This is a genomic window from Thalassotalea litorea, assembly GCF_005843925.1.
Classification (GTDB): domain Bacteria; phylum Pseudomonadota; class Gammaproteobacteria; order Enterobacterales; family Alteromonadaceae; genus Thalassotalea_A; species Thalassotalea_A litorea_A.
This window is the reverse complement of the sequence record NZ_VCBC01000015.1, coordinates 34,769-59,294: the sequence shown is the minus strand read 5'-3', so window position 1 is coordinate 59,294 and position 24,526 is coordinate 34,769. Positions and strand designations below refer to the sequence as shown.

General features: G+C 45.3%; 15 protein-coding genes and 4 tRNA genes. 11 read left to right on the top strand and 8 right to left on the bottom strand.

Annotation, left to right across the window (positions count from 1 at the left end; genetic code table 11):
- Nucleotides 1–69 precede the first annotated feature (69 nt).
- The 6 genes from FE810_RS14075 to FE810_RS14050 form a co-directional block, all read right to left on the bottom strand.
- Nucleotides 70–144 (bottom strand) — tRNA-Gln (locus tag FE810_RS14075).
- Between the two features lie 53 nt (nt 145–197).
- A tRNA-Gln gene (locus tag FE810_RS14070) sits at nt 198–272 on the bottom strand.
- 10 nt (nt 273–282) lie between these two features.
- Nucleotides 283–367 (bottom strand) — tRNA-Leu (locus FE810_RS14065).
- Nucleotides 368–371: 4 nt separating this feature from the next.
- Nucleotides 372–448, bottom strand: a tRNA-Met gene (locus FE810_RS14060).
- 220 nt (nt 449–668) lie between these two features.
- Nucleotides 669–3,752 (bottom strand): efflux RND transporter permease subunit, encoded by a 3,084-nt coding sequence (locus FE810_RS14055; protein ID WP_138320767.1) that lies wholly within the window; start codon nt 3,750–3,752, stop codon nt 669–671.
- Nucleotides 3,749–4,909, bottom strand: a complete 1,161-nt coding sequence (locus tag FE810_RS14050) for an efflux RND transporter periplasmic adaptor subunit (RefSeq protein WP_138320765.1) — start codon at nt 4,907–4,909, stop codon at nt 3,749–3,751. The genes FE810_RS14055 and FE810_RS14050 overlap by 4 nt, the downstream gene beginning before the upstream one ends.
- Before the next feature lie 277 nt (nt 4,910–5,186).
- Between FE810_RS14050 and FE810_RS14045 the strand changes: the two genes are divergently transcribed.
- On the top strand, nt 5,187–5,810 hold the full coding sequence (locus FE810_RS14045; protein WP_246037064.1) for a TetR/AcrR family transcriptional regulator: 624 nt from the start codon (nt 5,187–5,189) through the stop codon (nt 5,808–5,810).
- An 89-nt stretch (nt 5,811–5,899) separates the two neighbouring features.
- Here FE810_RS14045 and FE810_RS14040 read toward each other — a convergent pair whose 3' ends face one another.
- Entirely contained in the window at nt 5,900–6,919 is a 1,020-nt protein-coding gene (locus FE810_RS14040; RefSeq protein WP_138320763.1) for a LacI family DNA-binding transcriptional regulator, read from the bottom strand.
- A 999-nt stretch (nt 6,920–7,918) separates the two neighbouring features.
- Here FE810_RS14040 and FE810_RS14035 point away from each other — a divergent pair.
- From FE810_RS14035 to FE810_RS14000, 8 genes are all read left to right on the top strand, one after another.
- Entirely contained in the window at nt 7,919–8,632 is a 714-nt protein-coding gene (locus FE810_RS14035; protein ID WP_138320761.1) for a SapC family protein, read from the top strand.
- Nucleotides 8,633–8,868: 236 nt separating this feature from the next.
- A complete protein-coding gene (locus FE810_RS14030; RefSeq protein WP_138320759.1) occupies nt 8,869–11,583 on the top strand; it encodes a beta-N-acetylhexosaminidase in 2,715 nt (904 codons plus the stop codon).
- Between the two features lie 151 nt (nt 11,584–11,734).
- Nucleotides 11,735–12,616: an N-acetylglucosamine kinase gene (gene nagK / locus FE810_RS14025; protein WP_138320757.1), complete on the top strand. Its 882-nt coding sequence runs from the start codon at nt 11,735–11,737 to the stop codon at nt 12,614–12,616.
- A gap of 25 nt (nt 12,617–12,641) precedes the next feature.
- The gene (gene nagB-II / locus FE810_RS14020; protein WP_138320897.1) at nt 12,642–13,640 is read left to right on the top strand and encodes a glucosamine-6-phosphate deaminase NagB-II; all 999 of its coding nucleotides are present in this window, start codon (nt 12,642–12,644) and stop codon (nt 13,638–13,640) included.
- Nucleotide 13,641: 1 nt separating this feature from the next.
- Nucleotides 13,642–14,772, top strand: a complete 1,131-nt coding sequence (gene nagA / locus FE810_RS14015; protein ID WP_138320755.1) for an N-acetylglucosamine-6-phosphate deacetylase — start codon at nt 13,642–13,644, stop codon at nt 14,770–14,772.
- An 89-nt stretch (nt 14,773–14,861) separates the two neighbouring features.
- Entirely contained in the window at nt 14,862–16,151 is a 1,290-nt protein-coding gene (gene nagP, locus FE810_RS14010) for an N-acetylglucosamine MFS transporter NagP (RefSeq protein WP_138320895.1), read from the top strand.
- Nucleotides 16,152–16,384: 233 nt separating this feature from the next.
- Nucleotides 16,385–17,539, top strand: a complete 1,155-nt coding sequence (locus FE810_RS14005) for an efflux RND transporter periplasmic adaptor subunit (protein ID WP_138320753.1) — start codon at nt 16,385–16,387, stop codon at nt 17,537–17,539.
- Nucleotides 17,540–17,541: 2 nt separating this feature from the next.
- Entirely contained in the window at nt 17,542–20,670 is a 3,129-nt protein-coding gene (locus tag FE810_RS14000) for an efflux RND transporter permease subunit (RefSeq protein WP_138320751.1), read from the top strand.
- Nucleotides 20,671–20,801: 131 nt separating this feature from the next.
- Here the strand turns inward: FE810_RS14000 and FE810_RS13995 are convergent, their stop codons facing one another.
- The gene (locus FE810_RS13995; RefSeq protein WP_138320749.1) at nt 20,802–21,242 is read right to left on the bottom strand and encodes a hypothetical protein; all 441 of its coding nucleotides are present in this window, start codon (nt 21,240–21,242) and stop codon (nt 20,802–20,804) included.
- Nucleotides 21,243–21,524: 282 nt separating this feature from the next.
- On the opposite strand from FE810_RS13995, the gene FE810_RS13990 reads away from it, so the two are divergent.
- Both FE810_RS13990 and pntB read left to right on the top strand, forming a co-directional pair.
- A complete protein-coding gene (locus FE810_RS13990) occupies nt 21,525–23,066 on the top strand; it encodes a Re/Si-specific NAD(P)(+) transhydrogenase subunit alpha (RefSeq protein ID WP_138320747.1) in 1,542 nt (513 codons plus the stop codon).
- Nucleotides 23,067–23,076: 10 nt separating this feature from the next.
- The gene (gene pntB, locus FE810_RS13985) at nt 23,077–24,453 is read left to right on the top strand and encodes a Re/Si-specific NAD(P)(+) transhydrogenase subunit beta (protein WP_138320745.1); all 1,377 of its coding nucleotides are present in this window, start codon (nt 23,077–23,079) and stop codon (nt 24,451–24,453) included.
- The last annotated feature ends 73 nt before the right edge of the window (nt 24,454–24,526 follow it).

Sequence of the window (24,526 nt, the reverse complement as noted above, 5' to 3'; positions counted from 1 at the left end):
TTTGTAGAGGTATTTGAAAAAGATTTTTGAAAAAGATATTTGGAAAATCAGAAGGTAATTCAGAAAAGTTGGCTGGGGTACGAGGATTTGAACCTCGGAATGACGGGATCAAAACCCGCTGCCTTACCGCTTGGCTATACCCCAACTCAGGGACTTTCTTTACATTGATTGCTTTAATACGCGCCGCTTAAGAAAAGTGGCTGGGGTACGAGGATTTGAACCTCGGAATGACGGGATCAAAACCCGCTGCCTTACCGCTTGGCTATACCCCAACAATGTAAATGGTGCGGGAGGAGAGACTTGAACTCTCACATCCTAGGATACTGGAACCTAAATCCAGCGCGTCTACCAATTCCGCCACTCCCGCGATTTGGTGGCTACGGCGGGACTCGAACCTGCGACCCCATCATTATGAGTGATGTGCTCTAACCAGCTGAGCTACGTAGCCTTCCAAACACTTGTCTGAGTTGCCTCAAGCAAGTGCGGCGTATTATGCAAATCTGCCTTGAGGTCGTCAACTCTTTTTTGCGAAAACTTTGTGACTTTTTGTCTGTTTGCTCAAAGAGTCGCCAATTCGCGCTAATAATCTCCTAAAGTTGACGAAAAAGCCCGGACATCAGGCTTTTTTTAAATTTAGGGTAAATATCAGAGTTACCAATTTTTTACATTTAATTGGCTATGGCTGCGGTTAAATCAAATGAACGCTTGCGACTCATCAGATAAAAAGCCGCCGGAACAAAGTAAAAAGACAATAGTGTCGTTAACACGGTGCCGCCAGCAATGGCAATTGCAAATGGCGGCCAGAAGCCACCTCCAGCCAATATTAACGGTAAAAATCCACCGACAGTAGTAATGGTTGTGGAGCTGATATGTCGTGTACAACTTAACACACCATGAATCACACTGTCTTTATCGCCTTGTATTGCCAACTTGTCGGCTTTTAATTCGGCCAAAATTACGATAGCTGAGTTAATCGCCAGACCCATGAGGCCCAATAAGCCAATAATAACGGTAAATCCAAAGGGGTAGTTAAATATAAACACGGTTAATAAACCTAATCCCATCGACATGAATGCAGAGATAAAAATAATCGATGATACTCGAAATGAATTAAACGACAGGACAACCACGGTAATAAGTAGTGTCAGGATCACACCGACGCTACCCAATAATTTACCAACGGCATCGTCTCGGGCTTTGGATTCACCGCCAAATTCTAAGCTATAACCGGTAGGGATGTCGATTTCACCGGCTTCGATTTGCTCGTTCACTTTCGCCAATACCACCGACGGCAGGATGCCAGCGCGTAAATATCCCTCAACCACATTCACCCGTTTTCCGTCGCGGTGGGGAATGGCTCCCCGGGAGGGTTTAATATCCACCTCGGAAATCGCGGCTAAAGGGATGAAATCTCCGGTAGCGCTATTAATGATCGGGAAATTAGCCAGATTATTGACCCCCTGACGATATTCATCCCCGGCACGGACTCGCACGCCAATGGATTCTGTCGCTTCAATAATGGAACCTTGGGTTCGCCCTTGCAACCCGACTTCCAGCTGGCTTGCCAGTGAGCTTAGAGTTAGCTGTAAGGTGCTTATCGCATCTTCATCGGCGTTTAACCAGGCCTTAGGCGTTCCCGCTAATAACGTCGAACGGGTATGAACCACATCATGTGTTTGCGAAAAAATACGGCGTAAATCGTTACCTAATACCTGCAACGTATCTAAATTCGGCCCATAGATGCGAATTTCAATGGGGGCGTTAAAGGGAGGCCCTTGCTCTAACTTTCGCACCAATATCTGTGCTTCGGGAAACTCATCATCTAATTGTCGCTGTAACTGTGGGATCAAGCGGTTTGCCGCTTTGAAATCCGCAGCGGTTATCATCGCCTGGGCGTAGTTTTGCATCCCATCTTTGGCGGCAATCAAGTTGTAATAAAATGCTGGCGCACTTTTCCCGACAAACCAGCGAATATCATTGATAGCCTGATGTTGTTCTAAAGAAGCGGAAATTTCTTCGGTTAACGCTTGAGTCGCATAAATGCTGTTTTGTGGCGGCAAAAATACTTCGATATGGAACATGTCTCGATCCGATGGAGGAAAGAACTGCTCAGCAAGGCTGCCGGCAGCTATAAAACCGGCAATGGGCAAGGTAAAAACCAGGGCGATAACTGTTTTCGGGTATTTGAGGGTCAGTGTTAAACTTTTGGTAAAACGCTTTTCCAGGGCAGGTAAGCCAAGTCCCTGATTATACCAGTGGTTGGATTGTTTGCCTTTGACAAAGCGGCCAGATAATCCAGAGACTATGGTGTGAGATATCAAATAAGAACCAATTAATGAGAAGATCACACTCAGGGCAATGCCACCGATAAATTCGCCGGCATCACCGGGCATCAAGACAATTGGCATAAAGGCCAGTATTGTGGTTAATGTCGAACCTAACAGCGGCAACCATAAATGCCGTACTGATTGCAGAACCGCCTGCAGACCGTTGATGCCACGTTGTTTACGTTGCTGAATGCTATCGGTCATGACAATGGCGTTATCCACCATAATACCTAACGCTACCACCAGGCCGGTCACTGACATTTGATGAATGGGTAAGCCATAAAAATTCATTACCGTTAAGGTAAACAGTACGGTTAGCGGCAGTGATACAACTACGATAATCGCCGAGCGCCAGCCTAATGTAATAAACAACACCACGGCAATGATAATGAAACCCAGAAGAATGTTATCGACCAGGTCACTTAATCTTGCTTCGGTGTAAGTATTCTGGTCGAACAGAACTTCCAGTGACATGCTGGCAGGGAGTATATTTTTGAATACGCCCATTTGCTCGTCAACCCTTGCACTCCATTGATCGACGCGAATACCGCGGATCATCCGCGTCGCTACAACCAGTGCTGGTTTGCCGTTAACGATAGCAATTTCTGATAAGGGTTGTTTCAGTTGGCGAGAAACCGACGCCACGTCACCGACGCGGAGAATTTGATTATTGTCACTGCGAAGCGGAATGTTTCTCACCCGTTGCAAATTATCCAGGGCGCCAACGACCTCAATCTGTAATTGGTTATGGTCATTGAACAGTTTTCCTGCAGGTATTTTTACGTCGGCGGCCATGATGGCCTGTGCTACCTGCTGTGCGGAAATATTAGCAAGGGCGGCTTTTTGCTGATCCAGTTCCACCAATACTTCTTCATCATTAATACCATGGATATCGACAATGTCCGTTCCGGAAACTAATCGTAACTGGCTTTGCAATTCTTTAGCATAGCGACCCAAGGTGATTAAATCCGGCTTGGCATCTATATCCTCGACCTGCCAATTTAACGCCAATAAGCGGGTATAGGCGAAGCTTCGCTCTTCATCAAAGCGCGGCGGCATGCTTTCTGCGGGCAGTTGCGGTTCAATATCGGCAAGTAAATCGCGTATGCGTGAGAATACTTGAGTAGAATCGTTCACATAACCTTCGAGTTTTACCTGAATGACGGATATTTCAGGGCGGGAAGTCGATGCCAGATATTCAATCTCGGACAACGTCTGTAGCTTTTGTTCAATTTTTTCCGTCACTAACGCTTCGACCCGTTCAGCGCTGGCACCGGGGAATTTGGTGATAACCAGGCCAAAGCGGTTTTCCATGGCGGGATCTTCGGAGCGGGGCAATGCCGATAATGAGGCAAGGCCAGCAACAATTAATAGAATAATAAGTAAGGCCATCAAGCGGCCATTGCGAACAAACATCTCTATCATGGCGCTTGTACCGAATCATCAACGCGAACAACCTGACCACTCACCAGGCGCTGCAGGCCGCTTTTTACTATATTGGTATTTGCAGGAAGACTGGAACGAATAAACGCACCATCGTTATTTACATAGAGAATTTCGACGGTGTGGGTTTGCAGGGTGAATAACAGGGTTTGCTCGGTAGGCTCTAGCGTATAAATATTCCAGACGCCACGCACACCATCGGTGATCGCCGAAAGGGGCACCCAATATCCTGCGGATTCGATATATTGTTGGTAATCGAGATAGCCCAATTGATTGTTATAAACATTGACGTTTTCAGGGAGCTGAAATCGTAGTTGTACGGTGCGGCTAAGCGGACTGATATCACTGTTAACGGAAACCTTGTCAACTTCGACGAACTTGTCATTAATGATTAATTGGTGTTGCGAATTTGACTCGATTTCCCGAGCAAGATGCTGTGGTACGCCCACTTTTAATTCATTTTGCGCCACTTGTTGCAATTCAAATGCCATGACCTGAGAAGAAACCAGCTCGCCTTTATTGATTAACCGTTTATTGATAGTACCGGCAAATGGTGCGGTGATGGCTGTACGCTTTAATTGGTAATGCTTAGCGTCGATGTTCGCCTGAATTTGTTGTTGATTGGCATTAAGTACCTGTTGTTGCGCCAGCAGTTCGTCCTTGCTTTGATCTGACGTGTAACCTTGTTCAATCAGGGCATTGATTCGTCGCAGATTTGCCTCGACCAGTACCTGCTGCGCGTGAATTTGCGCTTGTTGAGCAATCAATTGCTTTAATTCGATATTCAGTAACTCTTGATCGAGAGTCGCCAGAATTTGTCCTTGGGTCACCTTATCGCCCTCAAAAGCGAAAACCTGCTCGACTCTGCCTGACACTTCAAACATGAGTTTGGCCGATTGTCTGGAGCGTACTGTACCGGCGAAGTTTCGTTCGACGTGATAGCCAGCTTGCGGTTGCAATGCCACCGTATCTACCTTGTGATGATAATCCTGCCCAGACGCCTTAGCGCTGACATTTTCCAGCTCATTACAACCAGTCAATGCGAATAAAAAAGGCATCATGGTTAGGGCAAGGAACAGACGGTAGCTGTTTTTCCAGGAAAGATTATGGGTTTGGGTTAATGCATTTAATAACGGCATAAAGCGATTCAAAACTCTGTAAGTTACATATAATATACTGGACGGTTTAGTCTAGTTTAGATATTTTAAACTAGACTGTCTAGTTTGATTTGTTACAATCTATATTAAATTAATTACCAAATGATAATAATTGATCACATTTGCCTTAATACTCAGGTTATTTACAATCTGAACTTTGGCAGTGGCAACGGCGACAATCATTGCCGTTGTTGTATAGACAATTAATAGGCTAAGTATTAGAGTTTGTTGGCAGGTTATGAATACCCCGGAGAGAGTAGTGGCAATTCCCAAAGTCAGAAGCAAAAGTGAAGAAAAGCGTCAGCAGATATACGATGCGGCAACGCAGTTGTTTTGTGATAACGGCTTTGCCGCGACCAGTATGGATTTAGTGGCAAAAAACGCCGGGGTGTCGAAACAAACGGTTTACAGTCACTTTGGTAGTAAGGATGAATTGTTTGTCGCAACGATTACCGCGCGCTGTGAACAGTTTCTGTCAACATCAACAACCAGTCCTAAAGACAGCGACCCATATACGACCTTGTGTCAGTACGCGGAGCATTTTCTGGCGTTATTATTATCAAAAGAAGCGTTAGCTATCCATCGAATTTGTATCAATGAGTCGATGAGTCACCCCTTGGTTTCCCGGCTTTTCTTCAAAGCGGGTCCTGAGCGCGTTATCGCTGAAATGCGTACCATTCTTGATGAATATAAACAGCAGAATATCCTTGCCATTGACGATGTTCACATCGCCGCAATTCAGTTCTTATCGGTCATAAAGGGCGAGATTTGGATGCACAAAGAATACAACATTGAAAAACCGATTAGCGGTGATCAGGTGAAAGTGTATATTCAAAGCACCGTCCAACATTTCCTGGCCGGATATGGTTATCAGGTTAGCTGATTCGCACGCTATTGCTGTGTAATTGCTTTGAATGAACTGCTTAAGCGGCATGAACGTGTGCTGTTTATATGTTAGGTACGCTTGCAGTCTTAGAGCTTTGCTTTCGAGGTTGAATCCCTGACCAGCAACGTCGGTGTAAACTGCCGGCAGATATCCGGTGATTTTTGCTTGCGGATTTCATTAATAAGCAAGGTCGTCGCATTCTGCGCTATGGTCTGGTTCGGCTGATCTGCGGTGGTGATTTTTGGCCAGGTCTGGCGTGAAAACGGACTGTTCTCGAAACCTACAATAGATAACTCCTCTGGAATGGCGACATTTGCCAGGCGAGACGCAAATAATGCACCCGCTGCTATCTCATCGTTACAGGAAAATATTGCCGTAGGCTTTTGTGGATGATTAAGCAACTCACTTGCTCCGTTTACTCCAGAATCGAACGAGTATTCACCGTCGATGATCAGACTGTCATCGACATTAATTCCTCTTTCGGTGAGTGCCAATTTATATCCTTCGATTCGTTCAAACGTTGATTTATGCTCTTTACCACCACTGATAAAGCCAATATTTTTATGGCCTAATTCAATTAAATGCTCGGTAATGGCAAAAGCAGCATCAAAGTCATTCACCATGATGCAGGGGGAGATCCCGTCAGGGCGATCGTGACCAGAGAATATACGGACAAAATTAACGCCTAATTCATTGAGTCGACCAATAACCTCAGGCATTTCTGAAAATGGCGGGGTTAATACGACGCCGGAAATTCGCGAGTGACGGATCATATTAGAGATCTCGTCGAGAATATCATCCGCTTTTGAATTACAGGGGTGAATGACCAACTCAAAATTCTGTTTACGACACTCCTGTAAAATACCGTTTTGCATATCGATGACATAATAAGCATTTGGATTGTCGTAAATAAACGCAATACTGAAGGATTTGCTGCCGGCGAGATTACGCGCTGCGGCATTGGGCTGATAATGTAATTCCTTAACCGCTGCTTCTACTTTCTCTTTGGTTGCGGCTCGAACAGATGATTCTTTGTTGATCACCCGCGATACCGTTTTTATGGAAACTCCGGCATGGCGAGCAACATCGTTAATGGTCACCGACATGGTAAATCTGTCCTTTTATATTTCAATAGATCATTCAATGAATTCAGCCGAAAGTCTTTTTTGTTGTTCGCTGAGCTGTTTCGCGCTTTGTGCTGCTTAGTCGAGTTGTTGTTATGTTGCAGCATCGCTCTTTATCTTACTGTCAGCCATTGAAATTTACGTTTATGTGTTCATCACTAAACCGCTTGATAGCAATTACGCAACGACTTTAAGCCTAATTTTCCAAGATTAACAGAATTTTGTGTGCGATAGGTTATTTTATTTTTAGCCATTATATAGCAAATATTCTCAGATATGAAAACTGCGAACTGGCTGATATGGGCTAAGGGAAATTATTTTGTTGCCGATTTTTCAGGCTTTGCTGACTTGTTGGATTTTCATTATATTTTAGCGAGTTAGTTGGTGTACTAGAAAACTGTTAGTGAATGATCTCAGCCAGTTCTGGAAATGATTTTTTGAGCTTTTAGACCTGTCGACAAAATAAAAGATCCTCTATTTAATTGTTTATCCCAATATAATATTTTCGGTTACTGGTGTGCGTTTTTTTTTGAGTTGCTGCCATGTGTTAAAAAAACTTTTCAAAATCAAAATTTCCGTGTAAGGTTTTATAATGCTTTATGACAGCGTTGTCATCTGTTCGGGCCAAACCGTGAGAATCGGAGTGAACTGTGGCGACTGGATTTAATGCCAGTATCTAAAGGGAAGAAGAGAAAAGACAACAAGATCAAGAAGGTGTCGTCATTTTAATTCCCCAAGCGCTTGGTACTGTTTAACTATCTTAGCGACGGACGCAAAGGTGTGATTGGATAGGTGCTGAAGCTTGGAAGGACGCATCTGGCAACTTGACCTTAGTTGATCTTTATCTGCTAGCGATACGATCAAAAAAGGGAGTAAATTTCCCTTTTTTAATAAAAACATTATTTTTAACTTGAATTGATTTGCACACTAGGTTTAGTCTACGGTTTCGATAAAAAAGGTTCCCATGTTTGGAGAAGTAGAATGAGCCAGCAAAACGTACAGCCGTTAAATAAAAACGTACACGGCAAAACAAAAATTAAAGCACAAAAGAATTTCGAACAGGTTGAATCACAGCATTTAGTTCCATTGGTTGTTCATGAGTTTTCAAGAGCAAGTGCCGAATTCCCGGTCGTGTTTGTGAAAAACGCTGAAAATGGCACTTTTCAGCCCGTTGCCTTATTTGGTCTTAAGCCAGGTGAAAACCTGTATACGAAAGGTGAAAGTTGGGGTGGAACATACGTACCAGCGTGTGTTACCCATTTCCCGATGGCGCTAGTGCCTGAGTCAAAAGACTCAGACAATTATATGGTTATTATCGCAACCGATAATGACGTAGTAAATGAAGAAGAAGGTCAGTCATTATTTGAAGAAAATGGTGACGAAACTGAGTATTTAGCCAAGCGCAAAGAAGCGATGGCGTCATATTTAGAACATTCGCATATGACTCGCATGTTCACCAAGGAATTAGCCGATAAAGACTTGCTTATCCAGCAAAATCTTGAAATCGATTTAAATGGCGAAAAAATCGCGATTAACGGTATCTATCTGGTTAATGAAAAGAAACTGAATGAATTAAGCGATGAAGATTATCTGGAACTTCGCAAGCGTGGATTCTTAGGGCCAATTTTCGCCCACTTAAACTCCATGCATCAGGTACATCGTCTGGTTCAAAAGAAAGCACAGCAAGCTGCTTAATTCAGTTTGGTGAGCTTTTAAGCTAAGCTCACCGCTTGAATGATTATACATAGTCTCAATGCGATTTTTCGCCCATTGGACTTAACTTCAAAGCCACCGCGTAAGGTGGCTTAATATCTTTCCTCGCGCCCGCTTAGTAAACCCATAAACAATGTTTTGACTGTCATACCAAAGTCGAAAATTAAAGTTTTCTAATTTCAATAAATATTACTAGAAGTTGCGCAAGGATAATAAAGATGATCAAAAAAACTTTGCTATTAAGTTTAAGCCTGAGTGCTCTGTTAGGCTGTCAACCTCAGTCTGAAACACATGCAACGAATGAGACCGAGCAATTCGTTCATTCAAACCAACTAACGCAAGCAAAGCTCGACAATTTTGCCCAATCCTTAAAGGTCGAATTTGAATTGGTCACCAATGTTGCCGATGACCAATGCGATAAGGCTAAGCATGACGGTCTTTGCTTTCAAGGGCGATTGAACTTTTCCGCCAAACAAGACTTTCCCTATAAAGACTGGGCGATTTACTTCTCACTCATTAACCCCGTGCAAACCCAGTTGCCTGGAGAATTTACCATTACTCATGTGAATGGTGATCTGCATAAAATCGCCTTGTCTGAGCGCTTTAAAGGTTTTAAAGCCGGGGAGACGAAATCCTTGGATTTTCGTGCGGATTTTTGGAGCTTATCGGAAACCGATCTTATTCCCAATTATATTTTGACCGTTGATGAAACCAGTACCATGGCCGCAAAAGGTGAATGGCAGGCGCGGGTGATTGACAGTACCCGAACGACGATAGATGCCGACACCGGCCTGGAAATTTCGCCATTTGTCAAAGAGTACACCCGTGAGCGTGAGCAATTTAAGCGTACGGATACCGATCAAACGCAATGGGCGACGGCCACCGTGTTATTTGAACGCAATGCCAAGCAACGTCCAAGCAGCAATAATCTTGCGACTTCATTGATCCCAACACCCAAATCAATGACGGTTGATGAAACCGCAATGGCATTGGATCTGAGTGCAGGTATTCAGGTGAACTTTAACCAGGTGCAGCCTGCTTTGGTGACAACCGCGCTTGCACGACTTGAAACATTGGGCGTTAAGCAATCCGATACAGGCGTACCTGTGAGCCTGGAGCTAAACAGCGCGTCTGACAGCCAATCGGTTAAATCTGCAGGTAATCACAGTGGTGCTTACATTCTAAAAATTGAACAAGACCAAATCACTGTACGCGGCGACGATGCCACTGGGGTGTTTTACGGATTGCAATCCCTCGCCGGTTTAATTCGTATTGATGACCTGAAACTACAACCGCTGACCATTAGTGATGAGCCGCATTATGATTTTCGCGGTATGTTTGTCGATGTGTCCCGTAATTTTCACTCACAGCAATTTTTATTCGATTTAATCGATCAGATGGCCGCTTATAAACTGAATAAGCTGCATTTGCATCTGGCCGATGACGAAGGCTGGCGTCTGCAGATACCAGGCCTAGAGGAACTCACTGACATCGGATCTAAACGCTGTTTTGATTTAAGCGAACAAACCTGTTTATTGCCTCAACTTGGCGCTGGTGTGGATAGTAACAGTGAAGTAAATGGCTATTTCACCGTTGCTCAGTATCAGGAGATCCTTAAATATGCTGGTGAACGTCATATTCAGGTTATTCCTTCTTTGGATATGCCCGGGCATTCTCGAGCAGCCATCGTTTCCATGAAGCGTCGCTATGACAAATACATGCAGGCGGGTGAACAAGCCAAAGCCGAGCAATATATGCTGCATGATCCAAACGATACCACCGTCTATTCTTCGGTGCAGTACTACAATGACAACACAATTAACGCCTGCATGGATTCTTCCTATGATTTTATTGCCAAGGTAATGGACGAAGTAAAAGCCATGCATAGAGAAGCTGGCTATCCACTGACTCGTTATCACATTGGTGCCGATGAAACGGCGGGCGCTTGGGTGGAGTCGCCCAAATGTCAGGCATTTATCGCTACTAATGACACACTTGAACAACCGGAAGGTTTGGTTGGATATTTTATCGAGCGAGTGGGGCATATTCTGGCAGAGCGTGATATTGAAGTGGCCGGATGGAGTGACGGAATGAGTCACACTAAGCTTGAGAACATGCCTGAGGTCGTTCAGGCGAACGCTTGGGGCGTATTGTTCTGGCAAGGTCATCAAGCCGCGCACAAACTGGTAAATCAAGGTTGGGAAGTTGTCGTTTCCAATCCCGATGTTATGTATTTTGATTTTCCCTATGAAGCCGATCCTAAAGAACACGGTTATTATTGGGCATCACGTCATATCAATACCGAAAAAATCTTTAGCTTTATGCCGGATAATTTGCCCGCTCACGCGGAATATTGGCTCGACCGTGAAGATCAGCCGTATCAAGCGGATGATTCTCTGAGCAAAGACGAGCAGGGTAATGTTCTGCGCGGACCAATGGAAAAAGGCAAAGGATTCGTCGGTATTCAGGGCCAGTTATGGAGTGAGAACACTCGCAATGATGATTTAACGGAATACAAAATATTTCCGAGATTGTTAGCTTTGGCTGAACGCGCCTGGCATTCACCTCAGTGGGCACTCCCATATAAGCATAATGGTCAGGTTTATGATCGCGACAGCCATCAGATCAGTGAACAACAACACCAGCTTCGACAACAAGCCTGGAGCGATTTTGCCAATACTATGGTAAATAAAGAGTTCGCCAAACTGGATTTGGCTGACATTCACTATCGAATTCCTACGGTTGGTGCAAAAGTTGAAAACGGCATATTATCTATCAATGCGACATACTCAGGCTTATCGCTTCAGTATCGTAACGGTAATGCCTCCTGGGTAGACTATACTGCTCCCGTATCCGTGACCAAAAATGAAATTTGGGTACGCGCGAAAGCGGTAAATTCTGATCGCGCGGGTAGGGCAATTAAGGTCCAGTAAATCGACTTAACTTAATGTTTTTTAACACTTCATAAAAAACATTAAATAATTAATGACAGCGTTGTCATTAATCGGTAGACTTATTTTAACTTTGATAAATTTTAAACTGGCGGCTTGGATTAAGCCGCTCTGGTTGTAAATAGAGGCCAAGATGCATACAAGTCATCAACAACTCTACTTAGGTATCGACGGCGGTGGCAGTAAATGCAAAGCCGTGATCCTTGATGCAGAACTGCAATGCCTGGGAGAAGGTATTGCGGGGGCTGCGAACCCATTTCACAGTGTCGAAAAGGCACAAAAATCGATTGTCGATGCCGCGTTGCTAGCGCTGGCGGATGCCGGTTTTGGCGAACAACAACTGAATCAGTTGATTGCCGGTGTCGGTCTGGCTGGCGTTAACATTCCCAAATATTTTGATTTGATGAACGCTTGGCAGCATCCTTTTAAAGTAATGCATTTAGCCACCGATTTACACATTGCCTGTCTCGGCGCTCATAACGGTGAAAATGGCGCAATTATGATTTGTGGCACCGGCTCGGTGGGTTATGTGAACACCGATGGCGAATCCTTAATCGTTGGTGGTCATGGTTTTCCACAAGGTGATGCTTGCTCCGGTGCCTGGCTTGGTTTGCAAGCGGTACAGAAGGTATTACTGGCTGCCGATGACTTAAGTGCGCAAACCGGCTTAACTGAACGAATTTATCACGCTCTTGCCTGTAATGACTCCAATGATCTGGTGAGTCAATTGTCGGGGCAAGGTGCAACGTTTTACGCGCGTCTGGCAATCCATGTGTTTGATGCTGCGGATGCTGGTGATTTAGTGGCTCAACAAATATTGGCGCAAGCAAGTAATTATTTTACTGCGGTGTTTCATAAATTGATGGCCAAAGACCCGGCACGGATCTCCCTGATCGGTGGCTTGCAAGTCCGTCTAAAGGACTGGCTTGCCGCCGACATCTTTAGTCAATTTAGCGATCCCATGCAGGCTCCGGAAATCGGTGCAGTATTATTCGCTAAGCAAAAGACTCAATAGTTCACGTTTCGCAGGATATAGATTAATTATGTCAACTCTAATGGAAAAAGAAGCTCGTCAAGCACCTCAGGTTGTTGCCGAGCAACTTAAATTAAACGCCGATATCGCCGCCAAAATTGGTGACAAACTGAATCAAATTGATCCGAAAATGGTAATGATTATCGGCCGTGGTTCGTCTGATCATGCTGGAGTATTCGGGAAATACTTATTTGAGATAGAAGTTGGCGTACCGACGTTTGCGGCCGCGCCTTCGGTTGCCAGTGTCTATGGCAAAACCTTAAAACTTGATAAAGCTTTGGCCATTGTCATTTCACAATCCGGTCGTAGTCCGGATATTTTGTCTCAGGCACAAATGGCAAAAGATGCCGGGGCTTACACCATCGCATTGGTAAATGATGAATCATCGCCTTTAGCACAGCTTGTCGACGATGTTTTACCGTTAAAAGCCGGCCCTGAAAACTCGGTGGCGGCAACTAAAAGTTACCTTGCCACATTAAGTGCATTATTGCAGTTAGCGGCAAATTGGGGTAAAAACGAAGAATTAATTAATGCCCTGCAGACATTACCCGCAGGCTTACAAAAAGCAATCGATAGCGATGTGCAATTATCGGCTCAATCGTTAGCCGATACCCGTAACCTGGTTGTGCTTGGTCGCGGCCTGGGGTTTGCGGTAAGTAAAGAAATCGCATTAAAGCTAAAAGAAGTCTGTTCGATTCACGCGGAAGCGTTTTCCAGTGCGGAGTTTCTGCATGGACCCGTTACCCTAGTCGCTCAACAACTTACCATAATTGATTGTCATGTGAATGATGAGTCGGCAAGTGCTCATAAAGAGCAGGTTGTTGAAGTAACGAGTCGCGGTGCGGACATGATTCATCTGGATCAGGTGGTTAATGATATTCATCCAAGACTGGCTCCATTGTTAGTTTTACAGCGTTTTTATCTGGACGTTGAAAAAGTAGCCTTAGCAAAAGGCTTTAATCCAGATGAACCACAAGGACTTAAAAAAGTAACACGGACTTTATAATATGCAGCAATTACTTCAGGTTAGCGCGTTTTTTGATGGTGAAACTCTACACAAAAATTGTGTCGTGGAGTTGCTCGATGGACGAGTTATTCATACTGAAGAAATTCAGGGACACCACCCCAAAGCCGAACAAATTCAGGGGCTGATGGCGCCAGGGTTAATCGATGTTCAGGTAAATGGCGGTGGTGGTGTGCTGTTAAATGTGGCGCCGAGCATTAAAACACTCGAAGTCATGTTTAAAGCTCATGCCCAATACGGCACAACAGCGATGTTGCCAACCTTGATCACCGACGATGTACAAGTGATGGAAAGCACCGCGGATGTGATCAGTGCCGCTATGGCCGACAGAGTTCCGGGGATTATTGGTGTGCATTTTGAAGGGCCGCATTTATCGGTACCGAAAAAAGGTGTCCATAATGCCAGCTTTATTCGACCAATCAGCGAACGGGAAATGGCGGTGTTTTGCCGTCAGGATCTGGGGCAGGTCATTGTTACATTAGCACCGGAAACCGTAGCGCCTGTAGATATCACTCGTTTGGTTGAGGCTGGTGTGCATGTGTGCCTGGGGCATTCGAATGCTGATTTTGCCACTGTCACTAAAGCGCTGGAGGCTGGTGCGAGCGGCTTTACCCATTTGTTTAATGCGATGTCTGCATTTCAATCTCGAGAACCCGGCATGGTCGGAGCGGCATTACTCGATGATAATAGCTGGTGTGGTCTGATTGTTGATGGACATCATGTTCATTATGATTCTGCGAAGCTGGCGATTAAAACCAAACAAACCGGTAAGATAATGCTGGTTACCGATGCAATGTCGCCGGTAGGTAGCGATGAAGACAGCTTTGAGTTACTCGGTGCCACCGTACTTCGAAATGGTGATCGGTTAAATGCCACCACAGGTGAACTGGCAGGCTCTTGTCTGGATATGGCGAGTGCGGTGAAAAACACCGTCGAAAAACTGCAACAACCTTTAGAAGAAGCGTTACGAATGGCTTCTTTGTATCCGGCGCAGTTTTTACATATCGACAAAACGCTGGGGCATTTAAAAGTAGGGGCGACCGCTGATTTTGTCATTTTTGATGACGACCTTAATGTCACTCAAACTTGGGTTTACGGGGCGCGAATTGTTTAATCGCGCCTTTGCTTTATTAAAATAATAAAAACTAAAAAAATAGTTGGGGAATTATGCAACAAACAAAAGGTGCTAATATGGCTTCGCCCATGACAGAACAATCAAAAAGTAGTTTCGTGCCCATGGCGATCGTTGCCGGGTTATTTTTCATTCTTGGGTTTGCAACCTGGCTTAATGGCTCGCTAATGCCGTACCTCAAGCAAATCCTGCAATTAACGCCTTTTCAGGCATCATTAATCCTATTTTCCTTTTATATTGCGGTTACCTTTACCGCTTTGCCATCCGCCTGGTTAATTCGCAAAGTTGGCTATAAAACCGGTATGGCACTTGGTATGGCTGGCATGATGGCCGCAGGTTTACTGTTTATCCCAGCGGCAAAAACCCAGATATTTGCATTGTTTCTCTTTGCTCAGTTAGTGATGGGCGCAGGGCAGACATTGTTGCAAACGGCAGTAAATCCTTATGTTGTGCGCATCGGTCCGGAAGAATCTGCGGCGGCACGTGTGAGTGTGATGGGGATCTTGAATAAGAGTGCTGGTGTTGTTGCGCCTATGGTGTTTACCGCACTAATTTTAGATAGCTTTAAAGATCGCGTCGGTACGGATTTAACCCAGGTTCAAATTGATGAAATGGCCAATGGTCTGGTGCTTCCTTATTTAGGAATGGCACTATTTATTGGTGCATTGGCGTTGCTGGTGAAAAAATCACCGTTGCCTGAGCTTGCCAAAGAAGATGATGAAGACGATGGCAACACCAACCGCCTGCGAGATGCGGCTAAGCATCCGAATTTAGTGTTAGGTGTAGCGGCATTGTTTTTCTATGTTGCGGTTGAAGTGATTGCTGGCGATACCATTGGCACTTATGCCTTATCGCTTGGCATTGAGAATTATGCAGTGATGACGTCTTATACCATGGCATGTATGGTAGCGGGTTATATCATCGGTATTATTACCATTCCTCGCTTTTTATCGCAGCCAACCGCGCTAACAATATCAGCGATATTGGGCATTATTTTAACGGTTTTAGTGGTCGTTGCCGATAATGATTCCTTTATGCTGGCGAATGCGTTGTTGGTTCCATTTGGTGGTGCCATGCTACCGGATAGCTTGTTATTAATTGCATTGCTCGGTTTGGCCAACGCAATTGTCTGGCCGGCAGTGTGGCCATTGGCGCTTTCGGGTTTAGGCAAACTTACCAGCATTGGCTCTGCATTGCTTGTTATGGGGATTGCTGGTGGTGCATTCGGTCCGCTGTTCTGGGGACTGGCAAGTTCCGCCTCAGATGCCGGCCAACAAGGGGCTTATCTGGTCATGTTGCCGTGTTATCTGTTTATTCTGTTTTATGCGGTTAAAGGATATAAAATCAAAAGCTGGAAATAAGTCACCCGACTCAGTCCTTAATAAAACCCCGATGCTTTGGCTCGGGGTTTTTTCTTTTTCGCCATTTCTCGGCAAATCCTATAATTTTTCTATACTTATATCTTCGATAGCCATTTGTATGAGCGACCATTGACGGCTTGCGAGCTGCCTAACCGCGATAGTCAGACACAATCATGGCCGCTACTTGAGCCACGTGTTCGGTGGAAAATAAAAAAAACGACAGGATACAAACCATGTCAAAAACGTATATTTCCTTATTCACTCTATTTTCGTTGGTATGGGTTGGCCTGTTGGGCTGCAAACCCGCCCCGCAGCAAGCGCCCGATGTTGAAGTTGTGGTGCAGAAAGTGAAATCGTTTCCGTATCGGGGGACGGCGAGTTTTGTCGGGCGCCTGAATGCGTCTAGCGACGTCAAAATTCTCGCCCGGGTGAAAGCAAAAATTGAATCCATTAACTTTTCTGAAGGTCGGGAAATTAAATCCGGCAGCGTTTTGTTTAAACTCAATGATGATGAGTTGCAAGCGCAAAAGAAACAGAGTGAAGCGGAAGTATCAAGGTCACAATCGGCGTTAAATGCAGCGGATAAAAACTATAAGCGGGGTCAGGAATTGGCGCCAGATGGTTATATTTCGAGCTCAGAGCTCGATGCGCTGGAAGCAAAACTGCAAGAAGCACAATCGGCGCTGGCATCTGCTAAAGCGAAATTGGATAACGCCAAAGTAGATTTGAGTTATGCCACTATAGAGGCGCCAATTTCGGGAAAAATTGGTCGCAGCATTTATAGCGTCGGTGATGTGGTAAGCCCTGAATCGGGCGAGTTAACGACAATTGTCTCGACAAACAACATGGAAGTGCCGTTTTTTGTCAGTGAAAAAATTTATTGGCGTATGGCAAAAAAATTCACAGAGGCCCGTGCAAAAATGCCGCGCGCCGAACGACGTGATGAAGTTGTGATCAAAATTGCGTTAGAGAAAGATGAATTTTACCCCCATGAAGGCAAGATAACGTTTGTCTCAAACCGGGTGGATCCAAAAACCGGTACGATGGAAGTCAGAGCAACGATACCGAATCCTGAAGGCATGCTAAAGCCCGGCCAATATGTCAATGTCATTGTTGAAGAACCGGTGGAAGTTGCCACAGTGATGATCCCGCAAAGTGCCGTACAATCCGACCAACAGGGCGAGTTTGTGATGGTGGTCGATGATAAGAAAAAGGTGAGTCGACAAAACGTAGGCCTTGGCGAGCGCGTTGATGTCATGGTTATCGTCAACAAAGGCCTGAAAAACGGCGATACTATCGTGATCCAAGGAGTGCAGAGGATCCGCAGTGGTCAAAAGGTGAATCCAATAAAAGCCGAAGATCGCACTGTGCCTGAAATAGAGGGCTGAGCATGTTTAGTAAAACCTTTATCCAGCGCCCTAAACTTGCCCTGGTTATTGCCATTGTTTTAAGTTTGATAGGGGTGATCTCCGCCGCGATTTTACCCATTTCAGAATATCCATCGGTTGCTCCACCTCAGGTGGTTGTCAGTGCTTACTATACCGGTGCATCTGCATCTGTGGTAAAAGAAAAAGTTGCCCAGCCAATCGAGGAAGTCGTCAATGGCGTTGAAGGCATGATTTATATGTCTTCAAAAAGTGCGAATGATGGCAGTTATCGCCTGACGGTGACTTTTGCGATCGGTACCGATGCCGATTTAGCCTTAGTCCGAGTGCAAAATCAGGTTGCCATGGCGGAGCCTAAATTGCCCCAGGACATTCGTCTTACCGGCGTCACGGTTAAAAAGCAATCTCCAGATATGCTGTTCCTGGTCAATGTGTATGCACAGAGTAAAGGCTTTGACCGGGTATTCATTTCCAATTACGTAAAAATCAATCTCCTAAATCGCTTGAAAAGGGTAAATGGCATCTCTGAAGCGATGATTATGGGTGAGGCCGATTATTCAATGCGGATATGGCTTGATCCGCAAAAAATGGCATCATTGCGCGTTACCGCGAATGATGTACGTGCCGCCCTGAATGAGCAGAATATTCAGGTCGCGGCAGGCAAAGTTGGCGCCCCCCCATACGATAGTGATATTCAAACTCAATACACATTGCAGGCCAAAGGAACCCTCACGGAAGTCGAAGAATTTGCCAATATCGTGATTCGTTCTCGATCCGACGGTTCGTTTGTGTATTTGCAGGATGTCGCCGACATCGAACTGGGTCAGGAGGATTACGCGGTTATCACTCAGGTTGATGGTAAAGCGGCGAGTACCATTGCTTTATACCTATTACCCGGTGCAAATGCGATCGAGAGTGGCGAAAATGTAAAAACATTAATGCAGGAACTTAGTCAGGATTTCCCCGACGGGATCAAATATTCAATCGGTTACGATACAACCCGCTATATCAGTACTTCGATAAGTAAAGTACAAATTTCGCTGTACCAGGCGGTTGCGTTGGTGATCATCATTACCTTCATTTTTCTCGGCAATTGGCGGGCTGCGGTGGTTCCTTCGATTGCAATACCTGTTTCTCTTATTGCTTCTTTTGGCATTCTTTTATTGGCGGGTATGTCGATAAATACCATAACCCTGTTCGGATTAATTCTGGCAATTGGAATCGTTGTCGATGATGCAATATTGGTGGTTGAGAATACCCAGCGCCATTTAACGGAATCTGACATGACTTCCGAGCAGGCGGTAACGTTAACGATGGAAGAAGTTACCGGGCCGATTATGGCGACAACCCTAGTCTTACTTGCGGTATTTGTCCCTGTCGCGCTACTGCCGGGATTAACCGGGATCATGTATCGACAATTTGCCGTAACCATTTGTGTCGCGGTATTGTTTAGCTCTCTCAATGCCTTGACCCTGAGTCCCGCCCTATGCCGGTTACTTTTAAAAAAACAAACTCAGGAGCCTGCCTGGTACCAGGGCTTTAACCGCTGGTTTGATAAAATCCGTAATCGATATTCCGCCGTGGTTTCCTATCTGGTCAGTAAAACGGTCAGAGTTGCCATTGCTATGTTGGTCGTTTTTGTTGCGCTAGGTTGGGGATTTATGCGCACACCAACGGGGTTCGTGCCTTCGGAAGATAAGGGGATTTTTATTGTCTCCGTGCAACTCCCTGATGCCAGTTCTTTAGGGCGAACGCAAAAGGTCTTGGATAGGCTCACGCAAGATTTACAAAAAGACACAAGAATTGAGAGCGTGACGTCAGTATCGGGCTATTCGATTTTAAATTCTGCCGCGCAAAGCAATGCCGGCTCCTTGTTTATCGTTTTAAAGCACTGGGATTTACGAGAACAGGAACAAGATGTGGTATTTGCGGTGACGCAAAGTGTGAATGCGATGGCGTTTAAGCATTTTCCGGAAGCTCAGGTGGTAGCAATCGCACCTCCTGCGGTACCAGGGATGGGCGCGGTTGGCGGCTTGGAATTCATTGTTCAAGACTCTTTGGCCAGACCGGCTTCAGATTTTGCTCAGGTGATCACCGATTTTGTGGTAGAGGCCAATCAGGTTCCGGCATTAACAAATGTTTATAGTACTTTTCGTGCCAATGTCCCACAGTATTTGATTGATGTTGATCGGGTTAAGGCAAAAGCATTAGGGATCAATATCGATAGTGTCTTTTCAACCCTGCAGGCGCAGTTAGGTTCGCAGTATATTAATGATTTCACCAAGTTTGGCCAGACCTATAAGGTCATTATGCAGGCCAAGCCAGAGTATCGGGGCACGGTGTCTGACCTGTTTTTGTTGTTTGTGCGCAATAACGATGGCGAAATGATCCCCCTGAATACGTTCGCATCGGTTGAGCCGATTCATGGCCCGGATATCAGTGATCGCTACAATCTTTACAATTCAGTCACGATACGTGCCGAATCCAGTCAGGGGTTTAGCTCGGGCGATGGCATTAAAGCGATGGAAGAAGTCGCCGCAAATATACTTCCTACAGGATATCAATCGGAATGGACAGGGATGACATATCAGGAAATTGAGGCAGGTAATATGGCGGTTTACGCTTATAGTCTGGCGCTGGTTTTCATCTATTTATTCCTGGTCGGGCAGTATGAAAGTTGGTCGATTCCCACGGCGATAATTCTTGTGGTACCAATGGCCATTGCTGGCGCCCTGCTGGCATTGAATATCACGGGGGTCGCGTTAAACCTGTTTGCTCAGGTTGGGTTGATCCTACTCATAGGCATGGCAGCAAAGAATGCCATATTGATTGTTGAATTCGCCCGTCATCAACGGGAAGAGGAAGGGCAGAGTATTGTAAAAGCTGCAAGCATTGCGGCAAGTCTGCGTTTTCGTGCGGTATGTATGACCGGGGTGTCTTTTATCGTTGGTATCCTGCCGTTAGTGGTTGCCACAGGCGCAGGTATGTTCAGTCAGCGCTCCTTGGGTATTACTGTCTTTGGCGGCATGCTTGTCGCGCTGGTGATAGGTACCGTTGTGATCCCTATCTGCTACGTCATTGTTCAGACCTTGCGTGAAAAGATAAAGGGGCAGGCGTTGACCGGTGACTCGTAACGTACTCAATAAAAAAGGCTTAACGAGACAGAGGTCAGGTTAAGCCAAAAGGAAGGAGTAATTAGCAATTGGAAAAGGCTTAATTAATGTGTCGGCCTTTTCAACGACACAACTTCTGTAAACTCGGTTGTCTAGGTGTACTCTTCGATATGAGTGATCTGTACGTCGTTACCGACCATTTTCACAAACCCTTCAACCCAGACATATTTATTGTGTTGTTTAGAGCGATAGCGAACGATAAATTTGGCTTCACGGTTACCTAAAAATTCAGAAGACACATAATTGACATCGGTGCCAATGCGGAATTGACTTTTATGGCCTTCGCGCAAGTAATCAATGTATTCCTCACGATTGTAGTTAAGCACGAAACCGTAGCCGTTGGATCCTTGGGTGACAGTAACATTGAGATCCGGTGAAAAGATTTTTTGCAGTAACTCAACCGCTTCAGTTTTGTGAAAATCCACAAATTGCTGAGCGACAGCAGTAATTTTATCTTCGGTTAGAGAGGTTGCCGCAGAGGCGGTAAATGAAAAGCTTAGAAGAACTAAGGTGGTGAAAAATAATTTTTTCATGGCTGTTTAACCTTTCCAGTGTTAAGTGCAAATATTGATGAGTCGAATTACCTGAGTAATCTCGTTTCTGCACTGATTTAACATGGGGGCTAATCAGTTATAGATTTAACATACCTTAAAAAATACTGATGGCAAACACTTTTTTTGCATTTTCTTAATGTATTTAACGATTTCTTAACAAAATAACCCCTGTTTGGTTTAAATTTGAGCGGTTAAGTGTTACTAATAATTTCAACCAGTTATAAAAGTTCATAACACTCTGATGACATTCAAGGAGCCCTCATGTTAGTCGGTGTACCATGCGAAACGTTACCAGGTGAAAATCGGGTAGCGGTTTCACCCAAATCAATTAACGCCATTATAAAACTTGGCTATGAAGTTTGTATTGAATCCGGGGCGGGCGATAGAGCCAGTTTCAATGACGAGGCGTTTATCGACGCCGGCGCGCGAATCGGTACACGCGAGGAAGTTTTTCAAAGCGACCTTATTCTGAAGGTTAATGCTCCTGAGCAGGATGAAGTGAATATTCTCAAAGAGGGGAGTTACCTGATCAGTTTTATTTCCCCTGCGCAGAATGAACCGCTAGTGACAAGTCTATCGAAAGGTAAGGTCAACACTTTAGCGATGGATATGGTGCCAAGGATGACGCGATCACAATCTTTGGATGCATTGAGTTCCATGGCCAATATTGCCGGATATCGAGCAATTGTTGAGGCAACCAATGAATTTGGTCGTTTTCTCACTGGACAAATTACTGCTGCTGGCAACATCGCACCAGCGAAGGTACTTGTCATTGGCGCAGGCGTTGCCGGTCTTGCGGCGATTGGCACAGCAGGCAGCCTCGGCGCCATTGTGCGAGCCTTTGACACCCGAGAAGAGGTAAAAGAACAAATCGTCAGTATGGGCGCTGAATTTCTCGAGCTCGATTATCAAGAGGAGTCTGACTCATCGGATGGTTATGCGAAAGAGATGAGTCAGGCATTTATCGACGCGGAAATGGCATTGTTTGCGGAGCAGGCCCAAGACGTTGATATCATCATCACGACCGCCATGATCCCTGGGAAAAAAGCGCCGATTTTGATCACTAAAGATATGGTGGAATCGATGCGCCCCGGCAGTGTTATTGTCGACCTGGCCGCCCCAGGTGGTGGTAATTGTGAGCTAACCAAGCCTGGAGAACTCTACCAGCATCAACAGGTGAAAATTATCGGCTATACCGATTTAGTCTCCCGTTTACCGAATCAGTCGAGTCAACTTTATGCCAATAATCTTGCCAATTTATTAGCACTGCTGACTCCCGAAAAAGATGGTCAGGTGTTACTTGATTTTGACGATACGGTGATCCGCAATATGACCGTAGTGAAAGATGGCGAGGTTACTTTCCCGCCACCGGCAATTAAGGTATCCGCGGCACCAAAGCCTGTAGCGACAGAGTCGGTTCAAGACAAAGAGCAAAACGAAGAGGTGGGTGAACAACCGGTAAATCGTGCCAATAAAATACTAATGCTGGGTTTTGCCGCATTGATATTTCTGTGGGTCGCCGATGTCGCCCCCCCTGAATTTTTGTCACATTTAACGGTTTTTGTGCTGTCTTGCGTGGTCGGTTACCACCTGGTTTGGAATGTTACTCACGCATTACATACGCCGTTAATGAGTGTGACCAATGCAATATCCGGGATCATTATTGTCGGCGCATTGTTGCAGATAGGCTCTGGCTCATTGCTGGTCGATGTATTAGCTGGCGTCGCGATATTGATTGCTACGATTAATATTGTTGGTGGGTTTTTCGTGACCCAACGTATGTTAAAAATGTTCCGCAAGTAAGGAGAGCGATATGTCTGAAGGAATGATTACGGCAGCTTATATTCTTGCGGCTTTGTGTTTTATTTTAAGTTTAGCGGGTTTGAGTAAGCAAGAATCGGCACAATCGGGTAACTGGTTTGGTATTGTCGGAATGAGCATCGCCCTGGTTGCGACATTGGCCGCGGCCAATGTTTCGGCATTGTGGATTGTTGTCGCCTGTATGCTGATCGGTGCGATGATAGGTTTGCATCTGGCGAAAAAAGTTGAAATGACAGAAATGCCAGAATTAGTGGCAATCCTCCATAGTTTTGTCGGCTTGGCGGCGGTGCTGGTTGGCTACAATAGCTTTTTCGAACACACCAGCCATTTACACGGTGTTGAACTAAATATCCATCTGGTGGAAGTGTTTCTCGGTGTCTTTATTGGTGCGGTAACATTTACCGGATCCGTTGTGGCCTTTGCCAAACTGCGCGGTTTAATCAACAGTTCTGCACTGATGTTACCCCATCGTCATAAAATGAATCTTATTGCGGGTGTGATTTGTTTTGCACTTATGGTGTATTTTGTTGCCGCAGGCGGTGCATTTGGCCCCCTTTGGTTAATGACAATTATTGCCTTAGTGTTTGGCTGGCATCTGGTCGCATCAATCGGTGGTGCGGATATGCCGGTCGTGGTTTCTATGCTCAATTCTTATTCTGGCTGGGCCGCCGCCGCTGCCGGTTTCATGCTTGGTAACGATTTGTTAATTATCACCGGTGCCCTGGTCGGTTCTTCCGGTGCGATTTTGTCTTATATCATGTGCAAAGCGATGAATCGCTCATTTATAAGTGTCATTGCTGGTGGTTTTGGTACCGAGGTGGTGGTTGATTCGGATAAAGATTATGGCGATTATATCGAAACCACAGCCCAGGCTGTGGCTGACAGCCTCAGTGCGGCTAAATCGGTGATTATTGCCCCTGGTTATGGAATGGCCGTTGCTCAGGCACAATATCCGGTCTATGAATTGACTCAGGCTCTCAAGCAAAAAGGCGTGAACGTCAGATTTGCCATTCACCCTGTTGCCGGACGATTACCTGGCCATATGAATGTACTGCTCGCAGAGGCTAAAGTTCCTTACGATATCGTGTTGGGGATGGATGAAATCAATGAGGATTTTGCCGCCACGGATGTGGTTCTGGTTATCGGTGCCAATGATACTGTTAATCCCGCTGCCAGCGAAGACCCTACCAGCCCGATAGCCGGCATGCCGGTGTTAGAGGTTTGGAATGCCAAACAGGTTGTCGTTTTCAAGCGTTCGATGAATACCGGCTATGCGGGTGTACAAAACCCATTATTCTTTAAAGAGAATACACAAATGTTATTTGGAGATGCAAAAGCTACGGTTGATGCCATAAATCAAGCATTGTAGTTTCTGAATCACATAGCCAGTTAGCCAATATCCTTATGAGGGTATTGGCTTTTTTATTTATTTTTTTTGCTTT